This is a genomic window from Ensifer adhaerens, from assembly GCF_002940685.1.
Taxonomy (GTDB): Bacteria; Pseudomonadota; Alphaproteobacteria; order Rhizobiales; family Rhizobiaceae; genus Ensifer; species Ensifer adhaerens_E.
In genome coordinates this window covers 71,932-88,682 of the sequence record NZ_PNFP01000003.1, presented here as the reverse complement: position 1 = coordinate 88,682, position 16,751 = coordinate 71,932, and the positions used below count along the sequence as shown (strand labels likewise).

Here is a 16,751-nt window from a genome sequence, read left to right as displayed (position 1 = left end):
TCAGTTTCTCCATTTCAGTTGATGTGGTCCGCGACATGACAGGCCACCTGATGGCCAGGCTTGATGGAGCGGAATTCGGGTTCGGCGACACGGCAGAGCTCCGTCGCCAGCGGGCAGCGGGTGTGGAATCGGCAGCCCGAGGGTATGTCGCTCGGGCTCGGCAGGTCACCGCCGAGGGGAGCGGCCTGTCTCGGCCGCGAAGGATCGGGAACCGCGGCCATCAAAGCGCGCGTGTAGGGATGCCGCGGGTCCGACCAGAGCGTCTCGTTGTCGGCACTTTCAACGATCCGGCCGAGATACATGACCAGAACCCGATCGCAGAAATAGCGCACCACCGACAGGTCATGACTGATGAAGAGATAGGAGAGACCGAACTCCTTCTTCATCTCCACCAGGAGGTTGAGGATCTGTGCCTGGATCGACAGGTCGAGCGCGGAAACGGGTTCGTCGCAGACGATCAGATCCGGATTGAGCAGCAGCGCGCGAGCGATGCCGATCCTCTGCCGCTGCCCGCCCGAGAATTCATGCGGGTAGCGATTGATGGCTTCGGCGGGCAGCCCGACCTTGGCGATGATGCTGGCGACGGTGTGGCGGCGCTCCGGCCGATTGCCGGCCTTGTGCACGATCAGCGGCGCCTCCAGGATCTCACCGATCGTGTGCCGTGGATTGAGCGAGGCGAAGGGATCCTGAAAGATCATCTGGATCGACTTGCGGACGTTTCTGAGCCGCCCCGGATCGAGGTCCGTGATGTCCTCGCCCTTGAATTCGATCCGTCCCGCGGTCGGATCGACCAGGCGCAGAAGTGTCTTGCCGAGCGTGGACTTGCCGCAGCCGCTTTCGCCGACAAGCCCGACGGTTTCGCCGCGCTCCACCACGAGATCGACGCCATCGACCGAGCGCAGCAGCCCGTCGCGGGTCTTGTAATGGGTTTTGAGGTCAGAGGCTGAGATGAGCGGCATCGGGAACGGCCTTGAGCGGCGAAGTGAATGGGCAGGCGACGAGGCGGTCCGGTGTCTGCACTATCAGCGGCGGCACCTGATGGCTGCAACTCGCGCGCGCCTGGCGACAGCGCGGCCTGAAGGGACAGCCGGTCTCGCCTGCCGCCGAGACGATCGACCCGGGGATTTCGGTCAAGCGACCGCTCAGGTAGTGGAAGTCATTCTTCAGGCGTGGCGAAGCCGAAAGCAGCCCGCGCGTATAGGGATGCAGCGGATCGTTGAAGAGGTCGCCAGGCAGCGCCTGCTCGACCTTGCGGCCGGCATACATGACGACGACCCTGTCGGCCCATTGTGCGACGACCCCGAGGTCATGGGTGATCAGCACCACGGCCATCTGCAACTCGCGCCGGAGCGTGTCGAGCAGGTCGAGCACCTGCGCCTGGATCGTCACGTCGAGCGCCGTCGTCGGCTCGTCGGCGATCAGCAATTTCGGCCGGCAGGCCACCGCCATCGCGATCATGACACGCTGGCGCATGCCGCCCGAAAGCTGGTGCGGATAGTCGTCGACCCGCTTTTCTGCGGCCGGGATGCGCACGAGCCGCAACAGTTCAATCGCGCGTTCTCGCGCCGCCCTGCCCGAGAGCTTTTCGTGCACTTTCAGCACCTCACCGATCTGCCGGCCGATCGACATGACGGGATTGAGGCTTGTCATCGGCTCCTGAAAGATCATGGCGATGTCGCGTCCCCGCAGCTGCCGCATCTCACGCGCGTCGAGGGTGAGAAGATCGCGGCCGTTGAAGGCGATGCGGCCACTGGTCACCTGTGCTGCCCGCGGCAACAGTTGCATCAGCGCGAGCGCCGTCAGCGATTTGCCTGAGCCGGATTCTCCGACGATCGCAAGCGTCTCGCCGGCGCCCATCTCAAACGAAAGGTCGCGGACGGGTTCGGCGCGCGGAAAGCCGATGGTGAGGTTTTCGACCTGAAGCAGCGGCGCCATCGTCAACGATCCTGCGTGAAGCGGGGGTTGAGGGCGTCGTTCAGCCCGTCGCCGATGAGGTTGAGGGCAAGCACCGTAAAGACGATGGCGAGGCCCGGAAGTGCCGTCAGGTACCAGGCGGTCCGGACCAGTTCGCGGCCGGTACCGATCATCGAGCCCCAGCTCACCACGTTCGGGTCGCCGAGGCCCATGAAAGAGAGCGCCGATTCCATCAGGATCGCGGTTGCGACCATGACCGAAGACGTGACGATGATCGGCGGCAGCGCGTTCGGCAGGATCTCGCGGAAGATGATCCGTCCATGGCCAAAGCCGAGACTGCGGGCGGCCATGACGAAATCCTTCTCGCGGATCGCGCGAAACTCGGCCCTGGTCAGCCTTGCCACCGTCGGCCAGGAGATGACGGCGATCGCAAGCGTCACCGTCGTTGCCGAGGGTTGGACGATCGCGACCAGTACGACGAGAAGCACGAAGCTCGGCAGGGTCTGGAAGATCTCGATGAGCCTGACCAGGAGGTCGTCGACCCAACCGCCGAAATAGCCGGCGATCGCGCCGACGAAGACACCGAAGGTCAGGCCGAGCGCCGTCGCCATCAACCCGACGAACAGGGAGATGCGCGACCCGTGCAGGATGCCGGCGAGCACGTCACGACCGAGCGAATCCGTGCCGAGCGGGAAGGCCGGATCCTGGCCCGGCCAGAGGAACGGTTTTCCGACCATCGACAAGGGGTCGTCCGGATAGAGCGCGGGCGCCAGCAGCGCGACGGCGATCACGAGCGCGAGGAATGCCGTCCCGAACAGCGCATTGGGATTGGCGAGAAAGACCTTCAGCGCCCGTCGCCCGTTGGTAATGGCGACCGCGGCACTTTGCTGCGAGCGCGCGTCGGGCGCCTTCACGTTGGACCAGGCCGGGCGTTCCGGCACGGCCGCCTGCTCGTTCGTGGCAGGAGCAGCGTAGGCGCCGCCCGTGACGGCCGGGAATGCCCCGAAGTCGGTGGCGGACATCAGCGCGCTCCAATTCGGGGATCGAGCCAGGCATGGACCAGGTCCACGGTGGCATTGGCAATGATGACGAGAAGAGAGGAGAGAAGCAGGATGCCGAGCAGCACGGTGAAATCCCGGCCCATGACCGCCTCAAACGCAAGCCGGCCGAGGCCCGGCCAGCTGTAGACGGTTTCCACCACCACGGCGCCGCCGAGCATGCCGCCGATGTGCATACCGGCCATGGTCGTGATCGGGATCAGCGCGTTGCGCAAAATGTGCCTCGCGGTGACGCCAAACGGCGTCAGGCCCTTGGCATAGGCGGTACGAACGAAATCCTGATTCTTGACTTCGAGCATGGCAGCGCGCGTCAGCCGCGCATAGATCGCGACGTAGAAGAGCGCGAGCGACGTTGCCGGCAGCACCATGTAGCGTGCCTTGTCGAGCAAGGCCGGAAGCCCTTTCAGCTGGGAACCGATCGTCGCCGCGCCGCCGCTCGGCAGCCAGCCGAGCTTGACGGAAAAGAGCACGATCAGCATCAGCCCGATCCAGAAGCTCGGGATCGAGTAAAAGAGCAGCGAGAACACCGACAGCAGCCGGTCGGGGATCCGACCCGCAAACGTTGCCATCAGCGATCCGAGAACGACGCCGAGCAGGATCGCGATGAGCAGCGCCACCGCCATTAGCGTCAGCGTTCCCGGCAGGCGCTGGGCGATGAGATCGGCGACCGGCATGCCGTAGCGCGGTGAAAACCCAAGGCTGAACTGGGCAAGATTGCCGAGATAGGTCGCCAGCTGCTCGAGCACCGGGCTATTGAGACCGAAGCGGGCTCTGAGGGCTGCAACACTCTCCTCGGTCGCCGAACCCGCCTCGCCGGCCAGCACGTCGGCCGCGTCGCCGGGAGCCAGCTGCAAGAGGAAGAAGTTCAGGATCACAATTCCGAGGATGGTCGGAACCGCCTGCAGGAGCGTTCGCCGAAGCGTTCGCCCAATTCTGACCAGCGCAGGCATCGATGTCGCCTCTCCGTTTGGCTGTCCGCCAACAGCGAACCTTCACCTCGGCTCGGCATTTCGCCGCCGATGATTTTTATTGTTGACTAAATAGATAGGCTTTGTCAAATCTGTTTTAGCAATTTCACCCTTGAATAAGGCGCTAGCGGGAACTGAATTCCTGATTTCATCGCCACTTACGTACTTATAGAAACTTTATCCCGAGAAAACCGCAAAGTGCGCAACGACAGACTATGCATCCGTGCCTGAGCGAAAAACGCTTCCCCGCACGGCCCGTCAGAGACAGTGGAGGACCCCGTGACCCGCAAGAACGCCATCTCAGAAATCTGGTACACGCGCTGCCCCGTCCCGACACCAGTCGGGCTTGCCACCCAGCTTGGCCTGCTCGACAAGGCATTTGCTGCCGAGGGGATCACGCTCAACTCCATCATCGACAGCAAGGACCGCTCCGTTCGATCCAGCCACTTCGATCATCATCTCGATTATTCATTTCGCCACGGCGGCAACGTGCCGCCGATCCGCGCCCGCTCGGAAGGCAATCCGACGCGGCTCGTCGGCATCACCTGGACCGATGAGTTCCAGGCGATCGTCACGCTGCCCGGCACTGGGATCAAAACCACGCGCGACCTCGTCGGCCGGCGCTTCGGCATTGCGCGTCGTCCGCCAGGCGTCGTCGATTTCATGGCTGCCACCGCTCTGAAAGGCCTTGTTTCCGCTCTGTCGCTCGAGGGGCTGGCACCATCCGACGTCGAGATCGTCGATATCCCGCTGTCCGAAAGCGTGCTCGATGGCAGAGAGGGACCGCAGCTTTACGGCCTTAGAAACCGTCAGGCCTATGGCCCCGAAACCGCCGCGCTGCTGCGCGGCGAGGTGGACGCCATCTATGTCAAAGGCACGCCCGGCATTGCCGTCGCCAACCTCTTCGCAACCCACACGGTCGCAGAATTCGGGTTCCATCCCGACCCGAAAATCCGCATCAATTCCGGTTCCCCACGGGTGCTGACCGTCGATGAACGGCTGGCGGAGGATCGTCCCGACCTCGTGGCAAAGCTGATTACGACCCTGAAGCAAGCCGGCGCCTGGGCAGTAGAGCACCCGGACGAGGTGCGTCGCTTCGTTGCTCGCGAAGTCGGTGCATCGGAGGAGGTCGTCGCTGCGGCCAACGGCCCGGATCTGCACAAGCATCTCGGCATCGGCCTCGAACCGGAACTCGTCGCGGCGATCGGCCACTACAAGGACTTCCTTCACGGCTGGGGGTTCCTCGCGAGCAATTTCGACATCGATGCATGGGTCGACCATCGCCCGTGGGCGGAACTCGACGCCCGTGCTGTCGCCTGAACGAGAGTCACCAATGACCGATCCCAGACGTTTCGAACCGGTGATTGCCAAGGCCGAAGAGCTTGGCAAGCGCTTTGCCCTGACTGCGCGCCACTATGATGAAACCGGCGAGTTCCCCTTTGCCAACTTCGATGCACTGCACGAGGCGGGGCTGCTCGGCCTGGTGACAGCGACGGAGCACGGCGGTCTTGGTGGCGGACTGACGGAGGCGCTGGCGGTCATCTCGGCAATCGCGCGCGGCGAACCATCGACCGCGCTCGTTCTTTCGATGCACTACAACCAGCACTATTCGATACGCACGTCCGGCAAGTGGCCGCAGCACTTGGTCGAGCGAGTCACCCGGGCCAATCGCGAGGGGGTGGCGCTGATCAATGCCGCGCAGGTGGAACCGCGCGTCGGCTCGCCATCGCACGGGTCGTTGCCCGAAACGATTGCCCGGCGTATTGGCGACCAGTGGCGCATCACCGGCCACAAGACCTATGCGACCGGTATCCCGCTTCTGCGCTGGGTGTCGGTTCTCGCAGTGACCGACGAGCCGGAGCCGCGACTGGGTTCCTTCCTCGTGCCGACGTCGGCCGATGGCATCCGTGTCGAAAAGACCTGGAACGCGACAGGCATGCGGGCGACCAACAGCGACGACCTGATCCTTGATGACGTGGCGATCCCGCTGGACGACGTGCTCGATATCGCCCCGGCGAGCGAGGGTCTGAAACGGGACGAACGCATGGGCGCCTGGTACTTCTCGCTCGTCCCGGCGATCTACGATGGCGCGGCCCGCGGCGCGCGCGACTGGCTGATCGAGTTCACCACCTCGCGGGCACCGGCAAGCCTCGGCGCGCCGCTCTCCACCGTCCCCCGCATCCAGGATGGCCTTGGTGAAATCGAGGTCTTGCTGACCGTCAACCGAAGGCTCCTGCGCTCGATCGCCGAGGATTTCGACAGTGGCCGCGCCTTCGGCGCCGATGCCGCCGCGGTCAAGCACACGGTCATCGCAAACGCAATCGCGGTGACGACCCTTGCCCTGGAGCTCGGCGGCAACCCCGGCATCAGCCGCGACAATCCGCTGGAACGTCACCACCGCGACGCGCTCTCCGGCAAGGCGCACGCGCCGCAGAACAACCTCATCCGCACGATGCTCGCCAAGGCCGCGTTCAGTCGCCACGCCGCGGCACCTGCAATCGCCCTTGAGCCGGTTCCGGTCCGCGCTCACCACCAACCCCGCCTTGCGGTTGTCGGCCGCAGCTAGGAGTTTCGCCATGTCTTCCCTCTCTTCCGTCTGGTACACGCGCTGCCCCGCCCCGACGCCACTGTCAATCGCCCACCAGCTCGGCTGGGTCGACAAACAGTTTCAAAACTCCGGCGTAACCGTCCGCTCGATCCGCGACAGCAAGGATCCGGCTGTCCGGCAGAGCCATTTCACCCATGCACTGGACTTTTCGTTCAGGCAGGGCGGCAACATTCCGCCGATCTGGGCGCGGTCCGGCGGGCGCGAGACACGGGTCGTCGGCATCACCACGACAGACGAGTTCCAGGCGATCATCGCGCTTCCAGGTTCCGGCATTGGCAAAGCGAGTGACCTGACAGGGCGCCGCATCGGCGTGCCGCGCAAGCCCAATTCCGATGTCGTCGACTTCCAGCGCGCCACGGCATTGAAGGGCATCTTATCGGCGCTTTCGCTCGAAGGGCTCGATCATCGCGACGTCGAACTCGTCTATCTCGACACCAATGAAGGCAACCTGATCGAGCGCGGCAATTCGGCCTTCCTAGGTCTGAAGCGCCGTTACCCCTACGGGGACGAGTTGCTGGCTCTGGCCTCGGGCAAGATCGACGCCTTCTTCGTCAAGAGCGCTGAAGGCATCGTGCTTGCCAACCAGATCGGCGCGGTGGTGGTATCGGAGTTCGGCTTCCATCCGGATCCGAAGATCCGCATCAACAACGGGACACCAAGACCGCTGACGGTCGACGCCCGCTTTCTCGACGAACATTTCGATCTTGTCGTCGATCTCGTGGCGACTGTTGCCGGCGTTGGCGCATGGGCGGCTTCGAACCCGGATACGGCCGTGCGGTTCATCGCCAACGAGATCGGCGTCGGCGAGGATGCCGTCTGGGCAGCGAACGGCCCCGAAGTTCACCGCCATCTGGGACTGAGCTTGGATGAGGACCAGATCGCCGCCTTCGACCATTTCAAGCGCTTCCTTCTCGACTGGGGGTTCATCCCCGGAGATTTCGACGTCTTCGGCTGGATCGACGAGCGGCCGCTGGAGGCCGCATTGCGGCGGGCGGCGGCATGAGCACCCGGCCGACCCTCGTCACCGGCGCCACCGGCAAGCTCGGCCGGCTCGTCGTCGAACGGCTGGTCGCGCTTGGTCAGCCGGTGCGCGTCTTCACCCGCCGCCCTGATGCTGCCCGCACCCTGTTCGGCGAGACGGTGCAGATCGCCGCAGGCGATTTCGGCGACCGCGCCGCCCTTGATGCGGCCGTTGGCGGGATTGGACGACTTCTGCTGCTGTCCCCGATCAGCGCCAGGCTCGTCGCAGACCAGACCGCCGTCGCCGATGCGGCCGTCGCCGCGAACGCCGCCCGCATCGTCAAGATTTCAGGCTCCGACTGGACGATCGAACCGCCGGGGAATTCGATCTCCGGCGCAGCACACGCTGCCGTCGAACGCCATCTCAGCGGGCTGCCGACGGAGACCGTTTCTCTTCGTCCCAACGCCTGGATGCAGGTGTCGCTCGCCAACACCGTCAGGCAGGCGATCGCAAGCAATCAGGTCATCGCAGCCAACCTCGACGCCGGCATCGGCTACATCGACGCGCGCGACATCGCCGATGTCGCCGTGCACCAGCTCCTTGCCGACCGCGTCCGAAACCGCGCGTTCAACCTCACGGGCCCGGACGTGGTGTCGTTCCGCCAGATTGCCGCGCTGCTGGCGGCCGCGTTGAAACGGCCGGTTGCCGCACTCGAGAAACCACCCCAGGCAATCCCCGCAGATGGCGACTTCGAGCACCGCGCCGTTGCACAGTTCGTAAGATTGATCGCCGCCGGCCGCGCCGCGACGACGACCGATGTCATTTCGACATTGCTTGGCCGTCCGCCGCGCACCGTCGCCGATTTCATCCTGCAACAGGTCGCCGCCGAGACCGCCGTCCCCGAGTATCAGCCATGACGACACCCTTCGTCGATATCGCCATCATCGGCGGCGGACCGGGCGGCCTCGCCTTGGCGCAGGGCCTGAAGAAGAACGGCATCGACACCGCCGTCTTCGAGCGCGACCCGGTCCGGGCGGATTACGTGCAGGGTTTCCGCATGCGCATCCGCCAGCGCGGCATCGATGCGCTTCAGGCCAACCTGCCGCCGCATCTCTATCAGGCCTTCCTCGATACGCTTGGGCTTGCTCCGACCGAGACCCTGATCCTCGACGAAGGGTTCAACCGTGTGGAAGATGCAGGACAGGCTACCCGCGAGCCCGAGGACACCCACATCGAGAAATCGGTCAGCCGCATCACGCTGCGGCAGATCCTCCTGTCCGGACTCGATGGCATTTTCCAGAGCGGCAAACGGTTCGAGCGCTACGAGACGCTCCGGGACGACACGGTCGTTGCGCATTTTTCCGATGGCACGGCCGTGCGCGCCAATCTGCTGGTCGGCGCCGACGGCGCGGGGTCGGCGGTGCGCCGCCAACTGCTGCCCGACCTCGGGAGCATCGACACCGGCGTACGGCGCCTCGCCGGCAAGATAGCCCTCGACGCGGCGGCACGCCATGGCATCTCGCCGCTTCTCACCGAGTTCAACACCAACATTCGACCGCGCGACGGGCGTGGCCTGATGATCACCAGCCATCGCGTCGATCCATCCGCCTATGCCCGTCACGATTTTATAGACGGCGAGGATCCCGGCCATGCCGACATCCCCGGCTTCCACTTCAACAACTCGACCAGCTACACCTGGTGGAACACAGCCTACGACACCGACGAGCTCGGGTCGGACGGGGTGCTTGAACGGCTCGATGGCGCGGCTCTCATCGAAACGCTCCTTCGGCGTATCGGTCATTGGGACGAGCGCATCCTGAGGCTCATCCGCCACAGCGACCCGTCGACGGTCGCCTTCCTCAAGGTCAAGAGTTCCACACCCGGCAGGGTATGGCAGACCGGTCCGGTGACACTGCTCGGCGACGCGATCCACGCGATGACTTACTTCCGCGCACTTGGCGGCAACACCGCCCTCTACGATTCCGGTTTGCTTGCGCGCGAACTCGTCGCCGCACGGCGCCGGGGCAAGCCACAGCGCGCCGCCGTAAACGACTATGAAAATGCCATGCGCGACCACGGTTACGAAGCCGTGCGGTCGTCGCTCTCCGCCATGCAGCGCAATGTCGGCGCCAATCGTCCGCTGAAGGCGGTGCCTGCCCTCTAGCCCTTAAGGAAAGATCGACCATGCCCATCGTCGTCTTCGGCGCTTCCGGAAACATCGGCAGCAACATCCGCAACGAGGCCTTGTTGCGCGGCCATCGCGTCACAGCGGTGACGCACTCCTCAACGCTGGAGCCCGCCGAGCGCCTTACGGCCGTGAAGGCCGATATCGCCGATCCGCAGGTGGTGGCGAAAATCGTCGCCGGCCACGATGCCGTCATCAGCGCCTATAGTCCGGGCCTCCGCCGTCATTCCGCCGAGGAAGCAGCTGGTCTCATCGAGAGAGCGCATGCCTCCCTTTTTGAAGGCGTCAAGCGCGCCGGCGTCCGCCGCATCATCATCGTCGGCGGGGTCGGCAGCCTTCAGGCAAGCCCCGGTACCGACGTCGTCGACAGCGATTTTTACCCCGCCGAACACAAGGCGCATACGCTGCGCAATCGCGAGATCCTGCGCAGCCTGAAGCGCGGCGAGCATGACCTCGACTGGACCTATGTCTCCCCGCCGCTGTCGATCAAGGCGGGTGAGAGAACCGGGCGTTTCAGGCTCGGCGAAGATGCGCTGCTGCGCGACGAAGCGGGCGAAAGCCGCATCTCCGAAGCCGATTTCGCCATCGCCATTCTCGATGAACTCGACAAGGGACAGTTCATCCGCCGCCGCTTCACCGCGGCCTATTGAGGGACTTTCGCTCGCATGCCCCGCACGCTCAATCTCAATGTCGGCATCAACACGACAGGCTATCTGCCGGCAGCCTGGAAGTATCGCAGCGGCAACCGCCACGACATCTACGACCCAGATTACTACAGGCGTCTCACCGAACTCGCGCACAGGGGTCTTTTCGACGCGGTGTTCTTCTCCGATCATCCGGCATTGATGACCGATCCGAACAGCCGGCCGTTTCACACCATCGATCCACTGATCCTCTGTACGGCGCTGGCGGCGCAGGTGCCCGATATCGGCTTCGTCGCGACCATGTCGTCGACCTACAACTCACCCTACAATCTCGCCCGAAGAACTCAGTCGGCCGACATCGTTTCCGGTGGCCGGCTGATCATCAACGTCGTCTCGTCCTTCAATCCGAACGTCGCGGCCAACTTCGGCGCGGCCCCCTTGCCTGCGCGAGCCGAGCGCTACGCCAAGGCGTCCGAATTTCTCGACGTCGCCAAGAAGCTCTGGGCAAGCTGGGATCCGGCCCGCGAGGGCCATGTCCCGGACGAGCGTTTCTGGGATGCCGGAAGCGCGCATGCGATCGACCACGAGGGCGATCATTTCACGGTCAAGGGGCCGCTGAACGTTCCGCGCGGACCGCAGGGCCACCCGGTGATTGCGCAGGCAGGCGCGTCCGATGGCGGTATCGAGCTTGCCGCCCGCCATGGCGAAATCATCTATTGCAATATCCTCTCCCGCCCGGCTGGCCAGGCCTTTGGCAAGAAGGTCAGGGATCGCGCAGCAGCGCTCGGTCGCGACCCGAAGGCCATTCGGATCGTGCCCGGAGTGGTGGTGATCCTCGGCGAGACGAAACAAGAAGCGCTGCGCAAGCACGAACTCTTCAGCGGCGCAGGCTCGGAAGACGGTCTGATCGCGCGGTTCGTCAAGGAGAACGGCATCGACCCGGATGGTTTCGATCCGGATGCCGTGTTGGACGCCGATCGCTTTATCCCGGATCCCAACCGTCTTCAGGCAGTCGGAATGGGACTGGGGCTTTCCGATATGCTGGCCCATGAGAAGCTGACAGCGCGGCAAGCGGTGCGCCGCTCCGAGGGCCATCATCGGCTACTACTCGGAACCGCAGAAGAGGTGGCTGACGCGCTAATCGACCTGTGGGACGACGGCACTGTCGACGGCTACACGCTCCAGCCGCCACGAGCGCCCGACGATATCGAGGAATTCGTGAAGAACGTCGTCCCGGTCCTTCAGGACCGCGGTGTTTATCGCCGCCGCTATGAAGAGCGAACCATCAGGGAGCGCTACGGTTTGCCCTTTCCGGCAATTTGAGGTCTGCGATCTCGACCGCGCGCTGAACGGCCCTCCATCCTCGCCACTGCAAGAACTGGCGACCGCCCACCTTTCAAGATCCTTCGTCCATTCCGGCGCAAAGCCCATACTGCGAGACGCAGATGGGGAGCGACGACGTCGCGCCGCTGCGGCCCTTGGTAGCCGCCGCTGGTCGAGCGCCGGCACCGCTTGATGAAGCCCGTCGCCTCTTCCATGCGGAAGCGGAAAACCGGCATCCCGAAGCGACACGCCTGCAGGCCCGCAAGCTGCCGTAACCTTTTCCATCGATTTTTGACCGACCGGCCCTGTCGGGAGCTTGGCGATGCCGATAGGGCGCCCGGGCGGCGGATGGTTCGCGCGAAGCCGCGTTCGATCGCTTCTGTCGTCCATGGCGATCACCGGCACCCCAACTACCCATACGTCGATACGCACTCGTCTCTCATGCCGTTCCTTTAGGAGCGCGACCAGCCGACACACGCAGGCGCGAGGCAGCGGACCTCCGCCGCCTGTCAGGGGCACAACAGCACTTAATTGACAAAAGACGGCTTGCATTTGTCAAAAGTAAAAGTGTGTTATTGACATATGTCGATCGATCTGTGATTTTTGTCTAATCGAATGCAGCGTGGGAGGAAGCCATGCCACCATTGTTGAAGGTTGAGGGGCTGAAGAAGTCGTTCGGAGGCGTTGCCGCGCTGCGCAATGGCCAGCTCGAACTTCAGGCGGGTTCCGTCCACGCGCTTTGCGGCGGCAACGGCGCCGGCAAGTCCACGTTCCTCTCGATCCTCATGGGCATCCAGCAGCGCGACGGCGGCACGATCTGGCGACGCGGCAAGGAGGTTCGCTATGGCAATCCCGCCGAGGCACTGGCCTCCGGCATTGCCATCATCGAGCAGGAACTAAGTCCGGTTCCGCATATGACGGTGGCCGAGAACATCTATCTGGGGCGCGAGCCGTCGGCGCGTTTCGGCGGCATCGACTTCAAGAAGATGAACCGCGACGCGCAGCAACTGCTCGACCGGCTCGAGTTCAATATCCGCGCAACCCAGACGATGATGAACCTTTCGGTCGCGCAGATGCAGCTCGTCGAAATCGCCAAGGCGTTCAGCCATGAAGCCGAAGTGATCTTCATGGACGAGCCGACCTCGGCCATTGGGGAAAAAGAGGCGCAGCACCTGTTTGCCGCCGTTGCCCGCCTGAAGGCCGAGGGCAAAGGCGTCGTCTATGTCTCGCACCGGCTCTCCGAGATCTTCCAGATCGCCGATTCCTACACGGTTTTCCGCGATGGCGGCTATGTCGACAGTGGCCTGCTGGCGGATATCGACCGCCCCGGCCTCATCCGCATGATCGTCGGGCGCGAGCTGGGCGAAGAATACATCAAGACGAACGAGCCTCAGGACACCATCGGCCTGGAGGTTTCCGGACTCTCCCTGCCCGGCAAGATCGACGACATTTCCTTCTCCGTCCGCAAGGGCGAGATCTTCGGCATCTACGGCCTCATGGGATCGGGCCGTACCGAGATATTCAACTGCATCTTCGGCCTTGATCGACCGAGCCAGGGCGAAATTCGCCTCGAAGGTGAACGCGTCGATGTGAGCAAGCCCGTCAACGCGATGGCGAGCGGCATTGCCTTCGTCACCGAAGACCGCAAGCTGACCGGCCTTAATCTCAGCGACAGCGTGCGCGGCAACATCAGCCTTGCCAGCCTGCCGGAAATGAGCCCGAACTTCGTCATGAAACGCCGCGAGGAGGCATCCGCCAGCGCCGAGATGATCGCGCGCTTCGGCATCAAGGCCGCCCGCGACACCATGCCGGTCTCGGGGCTCTCCGGCGGCAATCAGCAAAAAGTGGTGCTCGGCAAGTGGTTCCTGCGCAATCCGCGGCTCCTGCTCCTCGACGAGCCGACCCGCGGCGTCGACGTCGGCGCCAAGCGGGAAATCTACCGCATCATCTGTGACTTCACCGCCTCCGGCGGCACGGTGGTGATGATTTCGTCCGAAATCGATGAAGTGCTCGGCATGTCCGACCGCATCCTCGTCATGCGGCAAGGAAAATCCGCCGGCATCTACGATCGCCGCGCAACGGACGCGCAAGCGCTCGTCCACCTGTCGACCTGAGCGCGCTCAGGATCCCGCGCCGCCAGCGATTGCCCGACACAAGAGAGGCTTCTGAACCGTGTCCAACATCGAGAACAAACAGTCCCGGCCGTGGTTTGCCGCCGAAAACCGCAGCACGCTGATCCAGGAATACGGCATCTTCCTCGCCTTCCTGCTGCTCGCCGTCATTCTTTCTGTCTCGAACCCGTATTTCCTGACGCCGGGCAACATCTCCAACGTGCTCCTGCAAACGTCCATCAACGGCGTGCTCGCGATCGGCATGACCTTCGTCATCCTGACGCGTGGCATCGATCTTTCGGTTGGATCGGTGGTGGCGCTTGCCGGCATGGTCAGCGCGAGTTTCGCCACCACTTCGGCAACCGCGGGCGTCGCCGGTGCGCCCTATCCCTTCTTTCTGGCGCTGGCGATCGGCATACTCGTCGGCGTCGCCTGCGGCACGCTCGTCGGTATCATCGTTTCCCGGTTCTCGGTCCCGGCCTTCGTCGCGACGCTCGGCATGCTTTCCGCGGCCCGCGGCATGACTCTGATCTATGGCGGCGGTAAGCCGGTACCGGCGCTGACCCCTGAGTTCCGCTGGATCGGAACGGGCAACATCCTCGGCATACCGATGCCGGTCATCCTGCTGGCGATCGTCTTTGCCGCTTCCTGGTGGATCCTCACGCGCACGCGCTTCGGCCGCTATGTCTACGCCGTCGGCGGCAACCCGCATGCGGCCAAGACGTCGGGCATCAACGTCACGCGCATCCGTTTTCTCGTCTACGTGATCTCCGGTGCTCTGTCGGGACTGGCGGGCATGATGCTTTCGGCGCGCACCGGCTCCGCCCTGCCGCAGGCCGGCATCGCCTACGAACTCGACGCCATCGCGGCCGTGGTGATCGGCGGCACCAGCCTTTCCGGCGGCGTCGGCCGCGTGACGGGAACGCTGATCGGCGCACTCATCATCGGCGTGATGAACAACGGCCTCGATCTGATGGGTATCCAGTCCTACTACCAGCAGGTCTTGAAGGGCGCGCTGATCGTCGGCGCCGTGATGCTCGACCAGAAACGCAATCAGGGTCTCTGACCCCACGAAAACGGCCACCGATCGGCGGCCGTCAACCAATCCGCGCGTCATGAAGGCGGCGGAGTCCAAAAAAATGGAGGAGTAGCATGAAGAAACTCGTGATCGCCCTGGCTTCCGCCACGGCTCTCTTCGCCTCGTCGGCCCTTGCGCAGGAAAAGATCAAGATCGGCGCGGCGCCCTACGGCCTCAACGCCGAATTCATGCAGATCTGGTCCGCAGCCCTCGAGGATCATCCCGCCGTCAAGAGCGGTGAAGTCGAGCTGACCGTCTTCGACGGCCGCTACGACGCACTCGTCCAGCAGGAACAGTTCAACACGATGATCACGCAGCAGTTCAACGCGATCATCTTCGTCCCGATCGACATCGAGGCCGGCGCGACCGCCGTCCAGGCCGCCCACGACGCCGGCATTCCGGTCGTCGGTTCCAACACGCGCGTCAACTCCGACCTCCTGACCGCCTATGTCGGTTCCGACGACACGGTCTCCGGATACATGGAAGCCAAGACCGTGCTCGACAAGATCGGCTGCAAGGGCAACGTCGTCATCATCGAAGGCCCGATCGGCCAGTCTGCCCAGATCTCGCGTCTCGAAGGCAACAAGAAGGCGCTCGCCGAGTGCCCGGACGTCAAGGTGCTGGAACAGCAGACCGCCAACTGGTCGCGCGCCGAAGCGCAGACACTGATGGAAAACTGGCTGACGGCGCACAAGGGCCAGATCAACGGCGTCATCGGCCAGAACGACGAGATGGCGCTCGGCGCAATCGAAGCCATCAAGTCCGCCGGCCTCAAGGTCGATGACTTCGCCATTGCCGGTATCGATGGCGTGACCGATGCTTTGACGGCCGTCAAGGAAGGCACGATGACGTCGATCCTGCAGGATGCCCGCGCGCAGGCGCAGGGCGCGCTCGACCTCGCGATCTTCCAGGCGAGGAAGGGCGACTACAAGCCGCAGTCCGACATCTGGGCGCAGTATCCGGACATGCCGTTCAACGACGGCAAGGACAAGGAATACAACGTTCCGTGGACGCCGGTCACGACCGAGAACGTCGATAAGCTGCTCGAAGCACGCAAGTAAGACACGTCAACGCGGGGCGGCATGCCCGCCCCGCCTTCGCAAAGCCGAGGAACCAGAAGACATGAGCGACACCACCCCTCAGATCGACCTCAATTTCCCGCTGACCGGCAAGGTGGCGCTCGTCACAGGCGGCGCCTCGGGCATCGGCGCGGCCATTGCCGCCGCCTTTGCCGCCAAGGGCGCCAAGGTCGCCGTCCTCGACATCAACGAGGATGTGGCCCGGGCCAAGGCCGAGGCGCTCGGCGGTGATGCCAAGCCCTTCGTCTGCGACGTTTCGAATCCGGCATCGGTCAATGCCGCCGTCTCGGCCGTGGTCGCGGCCTATGGCGGCATCGATATTGCTGTCAACAGCGCAGGCGTGGTCTTCCTGGCGCCCGCCGAAGACCTGTCGCTCGACCATTGGGACAAGACCATCGCCATCAATCTCAAGGGCAGCTTCCTCGTCACCCAGGCGGTCGGCCGCGCCATGATCGCCGCCGGCAAGGGCGGCAAGATCGTCAACCTCGCTTCGCAGGCCGGCACGGTGGCGATCGAGGAACATGTCGCCTACTGCGCGTCGAAGTTCGGCGTCATCGGCATGTCGAAGACCTTTGCCGCCGAATGGGGCAAGCACGGTATCTCCGTCAACACCATCTCGCCGACCATCGTTTTGACCGAACTCGGCAAGAAGGCCTGGAGCGGCGAAAAGGGTGAAGCCGCCAGGAAGCGCATCCCGGCCGGACGCTTCGCCTACCCGGAAGAGATCGCGGCCGCCGCCGTGTTCCTGTCGTCGGCAGGAGCCGACATGATCAACGGCGCCGATCTCCTGATCGACGGCGGCTACACCATCCTCTGACGACG

16 protein-coding genes are annotated in these 16,751 nt (G+C 64.0%); 12 read left to right on the top strand and 4 right to left on the bottom strand.

Annotated features, from left to right (window positions below):
- Positions 1–14: 14 nt before the first annotated feature.
- Genes C1A35_RS06500 through C1A35_RS06485 form a run of 4 tightly spaced genes read right to left on the bottom strand, consistent with a single transcriptional unit; the run spans position 15 to position 3,922 of the window.
- A complete protein-coding gene (locus C1A35_RS06500) occupies positions 15–959 on the bottom strand; it encodes an ABC transporter ATP-binding protein (RefSeq protein WP_104663536.1) in 945 nt (314 codons plus the stop codon).
- Positions 937–1,935 (bottom strand): ABC transporter ATP-binding protein, encoded by a 999-nt coding sequence (locus C1A35_RS06495; RefSeq protein WP_104663535.1) that lies wholly within the window; start codon positions 1,933–1,935, stop codon positions 937–939. Before C1A35_RS06495 ends, C1A35_RS06500 begins: the two co-directional genes overlap by 23 nt.
- Before the next feature lie 2 nt (positions 1,936–1,937).
- Positions 1,938–2,936 carry an ABC transporter permease gene (locus tag C1A35_RS06490; protein WP_104663534.1) on the bottom strand — a complete coding sequence of 333 codons (999 nt, stop codon included), beginning with the start codon at positions 2,934–2,936 and terminating at the stop codon, positions 1,938–1,940.
- Positions 2,936–3,922 (bottom strand): ABC transporter permease, encoded by a 987-nt coding sequence (locus tag C1A35_RS06485; RefSeq protein WP_104663533.1) that lies wholly within the window; start codon positions 3,920–3,922, stop codon positions 2,936–2,938. The genes C1A35_RS06490 and C1A35_RS06485 overlap by 1 nt, the downstream gene beginning before the upstream one ends.
- A 297-nt stretch (positions 3,923–4,219) precedes the next feature.
- Here C1A35_RS06485 and C1A35_RS06480 point away from each other — a divergent pair, with 297 nt between their 5' ends.
- The 12 genes from C1A35_RS06480 to C1A35_RS06425 all read left to right on the top strand — a co-directional run bounded on the left by C1A35_RS06480 (position 4,220) and on the right by C1A35_RS06425 (position 16,746).
- Positions 4,220–5,260, top strand: coding sequence for an ABC transporter substrate-binding protein (locus C1A35_RS06480; RefSeq protein ID WP_104663532.1), 1,041 nt, complete (start codon positions 4,220–4,222; stop codon positions 5,258–5,260).
- Positions 5,261–5,273: 13 nt separating this feature from the next.
- Entirely contained in the window at positions 5,274–6,506 is a 1,233-nt protein-coding gene (locus C1A35_RS06475) for an acyl-CoA dehydrogenase family protein (protein ID WP_104663531.1), read from the top strand.
- A 10-nt stretch (positions 6,507–6,516) separates the two neighbouring features.
- The gene (locus C1A35_RS06470; RefSeq protein WP_104663530.1) at positions 6,517–7,551 is read left to right on the top strand and encodes an ABC transporter substrate-binding protein; all 1,035 of its coding nucleotides are present in this window, start codon (positions 6,517–6,519) and stop codon (positions 7,549–7,551) included.
- A complete protein-coding gene (locus tag C1A35_RS06465; protein ID WP_104663529.1) occupies positions 7,548–8,426 on the top strand; it encodes an NmrA family NAD(P)-binding protein in 879 nt (292 codons plus the stop codon). Before C1A35_RS06470 ends, C1A35_RS06465 begins: the two co-directional genes overlap by 4 nt.
- Positions 8,423–9,673: an FAD-dependent oxidoreductase gene (locus C1A35_RS06460; RefSeq protein ID WP_104663528.1), complete on the top strand. Its 1,251-nt coding sequence runs from the start codon at positions 8,423–8,425 to the stop codon at positions 9,671–9,673. Before C1A35_RS06465 ends, C1A35_RS06460 begins: the two co-directional genes overlap by 4 nt.
- A 20-nt stretch (positions 9,674–9,693) precedes the next feature.
- Complete coding sequence (locus C1A35_RS06455; RefSeq protein ID WP_104663527.1) at positions 9,694–10,344, top strand: NAD(P)-dependent oxidoreductase; 651 nt, start codon at positions 9,694–9,696, stop codon at positions 10,342–10,344.
- A gap of 15 nt (positions 10,345–10,359) precedes the next feature.
- A complete protein-coding gene (locus tag C1A35_RS06450) occupies positions 10,360–11,661 on the top strand; it encodes an NtaA/DmoA family FMN-dependent monooxygenase (RefSeq protein WP_104663526.1) in 1,302 nt (433 codons plus the stop codon).
- A 122-nt stretch (positions 11,662–11,783) separates the two neighbouring features.
- On the top strand, positions 11,784–11,936 hold the full coding sequence (locus C1A35_RS35810) for a hypothetical protein (protein ID WP_158664996.1): 153 nt from the start codon (positions 11,784–11,786) through the stop codon (positions 11,934–11,936).
- 360 nt (positions 11,937–12,296) lie between these two features.
- Positions 12,297–13,775, top strand: a complete 1,479-nt coding sequence (locus C1A35_RS06440) for a sugar ABC transporter ATP-binding protein (RefSeq protein ID WP_104663525.1) — start codon at positions 12,297–12,299, stop codon at positions 13,773–13,775.
- 58 nt (positions 13,776–13,833) lie between these two features.
- Positions 13,834–14,838 carry an ABC transporter permease gene (locus tag C1A35_RS06435; RefSeq protein ID WP_104663524.1) on the top strand — a complete coding sequence of 335 codons (1,005 nt, stop codon included), beginning with the start codon at positions 13,834–13,836 and terminating at the stop codon, positions 14,836–14,838.
- Between the two features lie 86 nt (positions 14,839–14,924).
- A complete protein-coding gene (locus C1A35_RS06430; RefSeq protein WP_104663523.1) occupies positions 14,925–15,911 on the top strand; it encodes a substrate-binding domain-containing protein in 987 nt (328 codons plus the stop codon).
- A 61-nt stretch (positions 15,912–15,972) separates the two neighbouring features.
- Positions 15,973–16,746, top strand: coding sequence for a GolD/DthD family dehydrogenase (locus tag C1A35_RS06425; protein ID WP_104663522.1), 774 nt, complete (start codon positions 15,973–15,975; stop codon positions 16,744–16,746).
- The last annotated feature ends 5 nt before the right edge of the window (positions 16,747–16,751 follow it).

Excerpts from the sequence above, each read along its gene's own strand:
- C1A35_RS06460 (WP_104663528.1), top strand. The coding sequence starts at position 8,423 with ATGACGACACCCTTCGTCGATATCGCCATCATCGGCGGCGGACCGGGC.
- C1A35_RS06485 (WP_104663533.1), bottom strand. The coding sequence starts at position 3,922 with ATGCCTGCGCTGGTCAGAATTGGGCGAACGCTTCGGCGAACGCTCCTG.
- C1A35_RS06450 (WP_104663526.1), top strand. The coding sequence starts at position 10,360 with ATGCCCCGCACGCTCAATCTCAATGTCGGCATCAACACGACAGGCTAT.
- C1A35_RS06465 (WP_104663529.1), top strand. The coding sequence starts at position 7,548 with ATGAGCACCCGGCCGACCCTCGTCACCGGCGCCACCGGCAAGCTCGGC.
- C1A35_RS06490 (WP_104663534.1), bottom strand. The coding sequence starts at position 2,936 with ATGTCCGCCACCGACTTCGGGGCATTCCCGGCCGTCACGGGCGGCGCC.
- C1A35_RS06495 (WP_104663535.1), bottom strand. The coding sequence starts at position 1,935 with ATGGCGCCGCTGCTTCAGGTCGAAAACCTCACCATCGGCTTTCCGCGC.
- C1A35_RS06425 (WP_104663522.1), top strand. The coding sequence starts at position 15,973 with ATGAGCGACACCACCCCTCAGATCGACCTCAATTTCCCGCTGACCGGC.
- C1A35_RS06430 (WP_104663523.1), top strand. The coding sequence starts at position 14,925 with ATGAAGAAACTCGTGATCGCCCTGGCTTCCGCCACGGCTCTCTTCGCC.
- C1A35_RS06475 (WP_104663531.1), top strand. The coding sequence starts at position 5,274 with ATGACCGATCCCAGACGTTTCGAACCGGTGATTGCCAAGGCCGAAGAG.
- C1A35_RS06440 (WP_104663525.1), top strand. The coding sequence starts at position 12,297 with ATGCCACCATTGTTGAAGGTTGAGGGGCTGAAGAAGTCGTTCGGAGGC.
- C1A35_RS06500 (WP_104663536.1), bottom strand. The coding sequence starts at position 959 with ATGCCGCTCATCTCAGCCTCTGACCTCAAAACCCATTACAAGACCCGC.
- C1A35_RS06455 (WP_104663527.1), top strand. The coding sequence starts at position 9,694 with ATGCCCATCGTCGTCTTCGGCGCTTCCGGAAACATCGGCAGCAACATC.
- C1A35_RS06470 (WP_104663530.1), top strand. The coding sequence starts at position 6,517 with ATGTCTTCCCTCTCTTCCGTCTGGTACACGCGCTGCCCCGCCCCGACG.
- C1A35_RS35810 (WP_158664996.1), top strand. The coding sequence starts at position 11,784 with ATGGGGAGCGACGACGTCGCGCCGCTGCGGCCCTTGGTAGCCGCCGCT.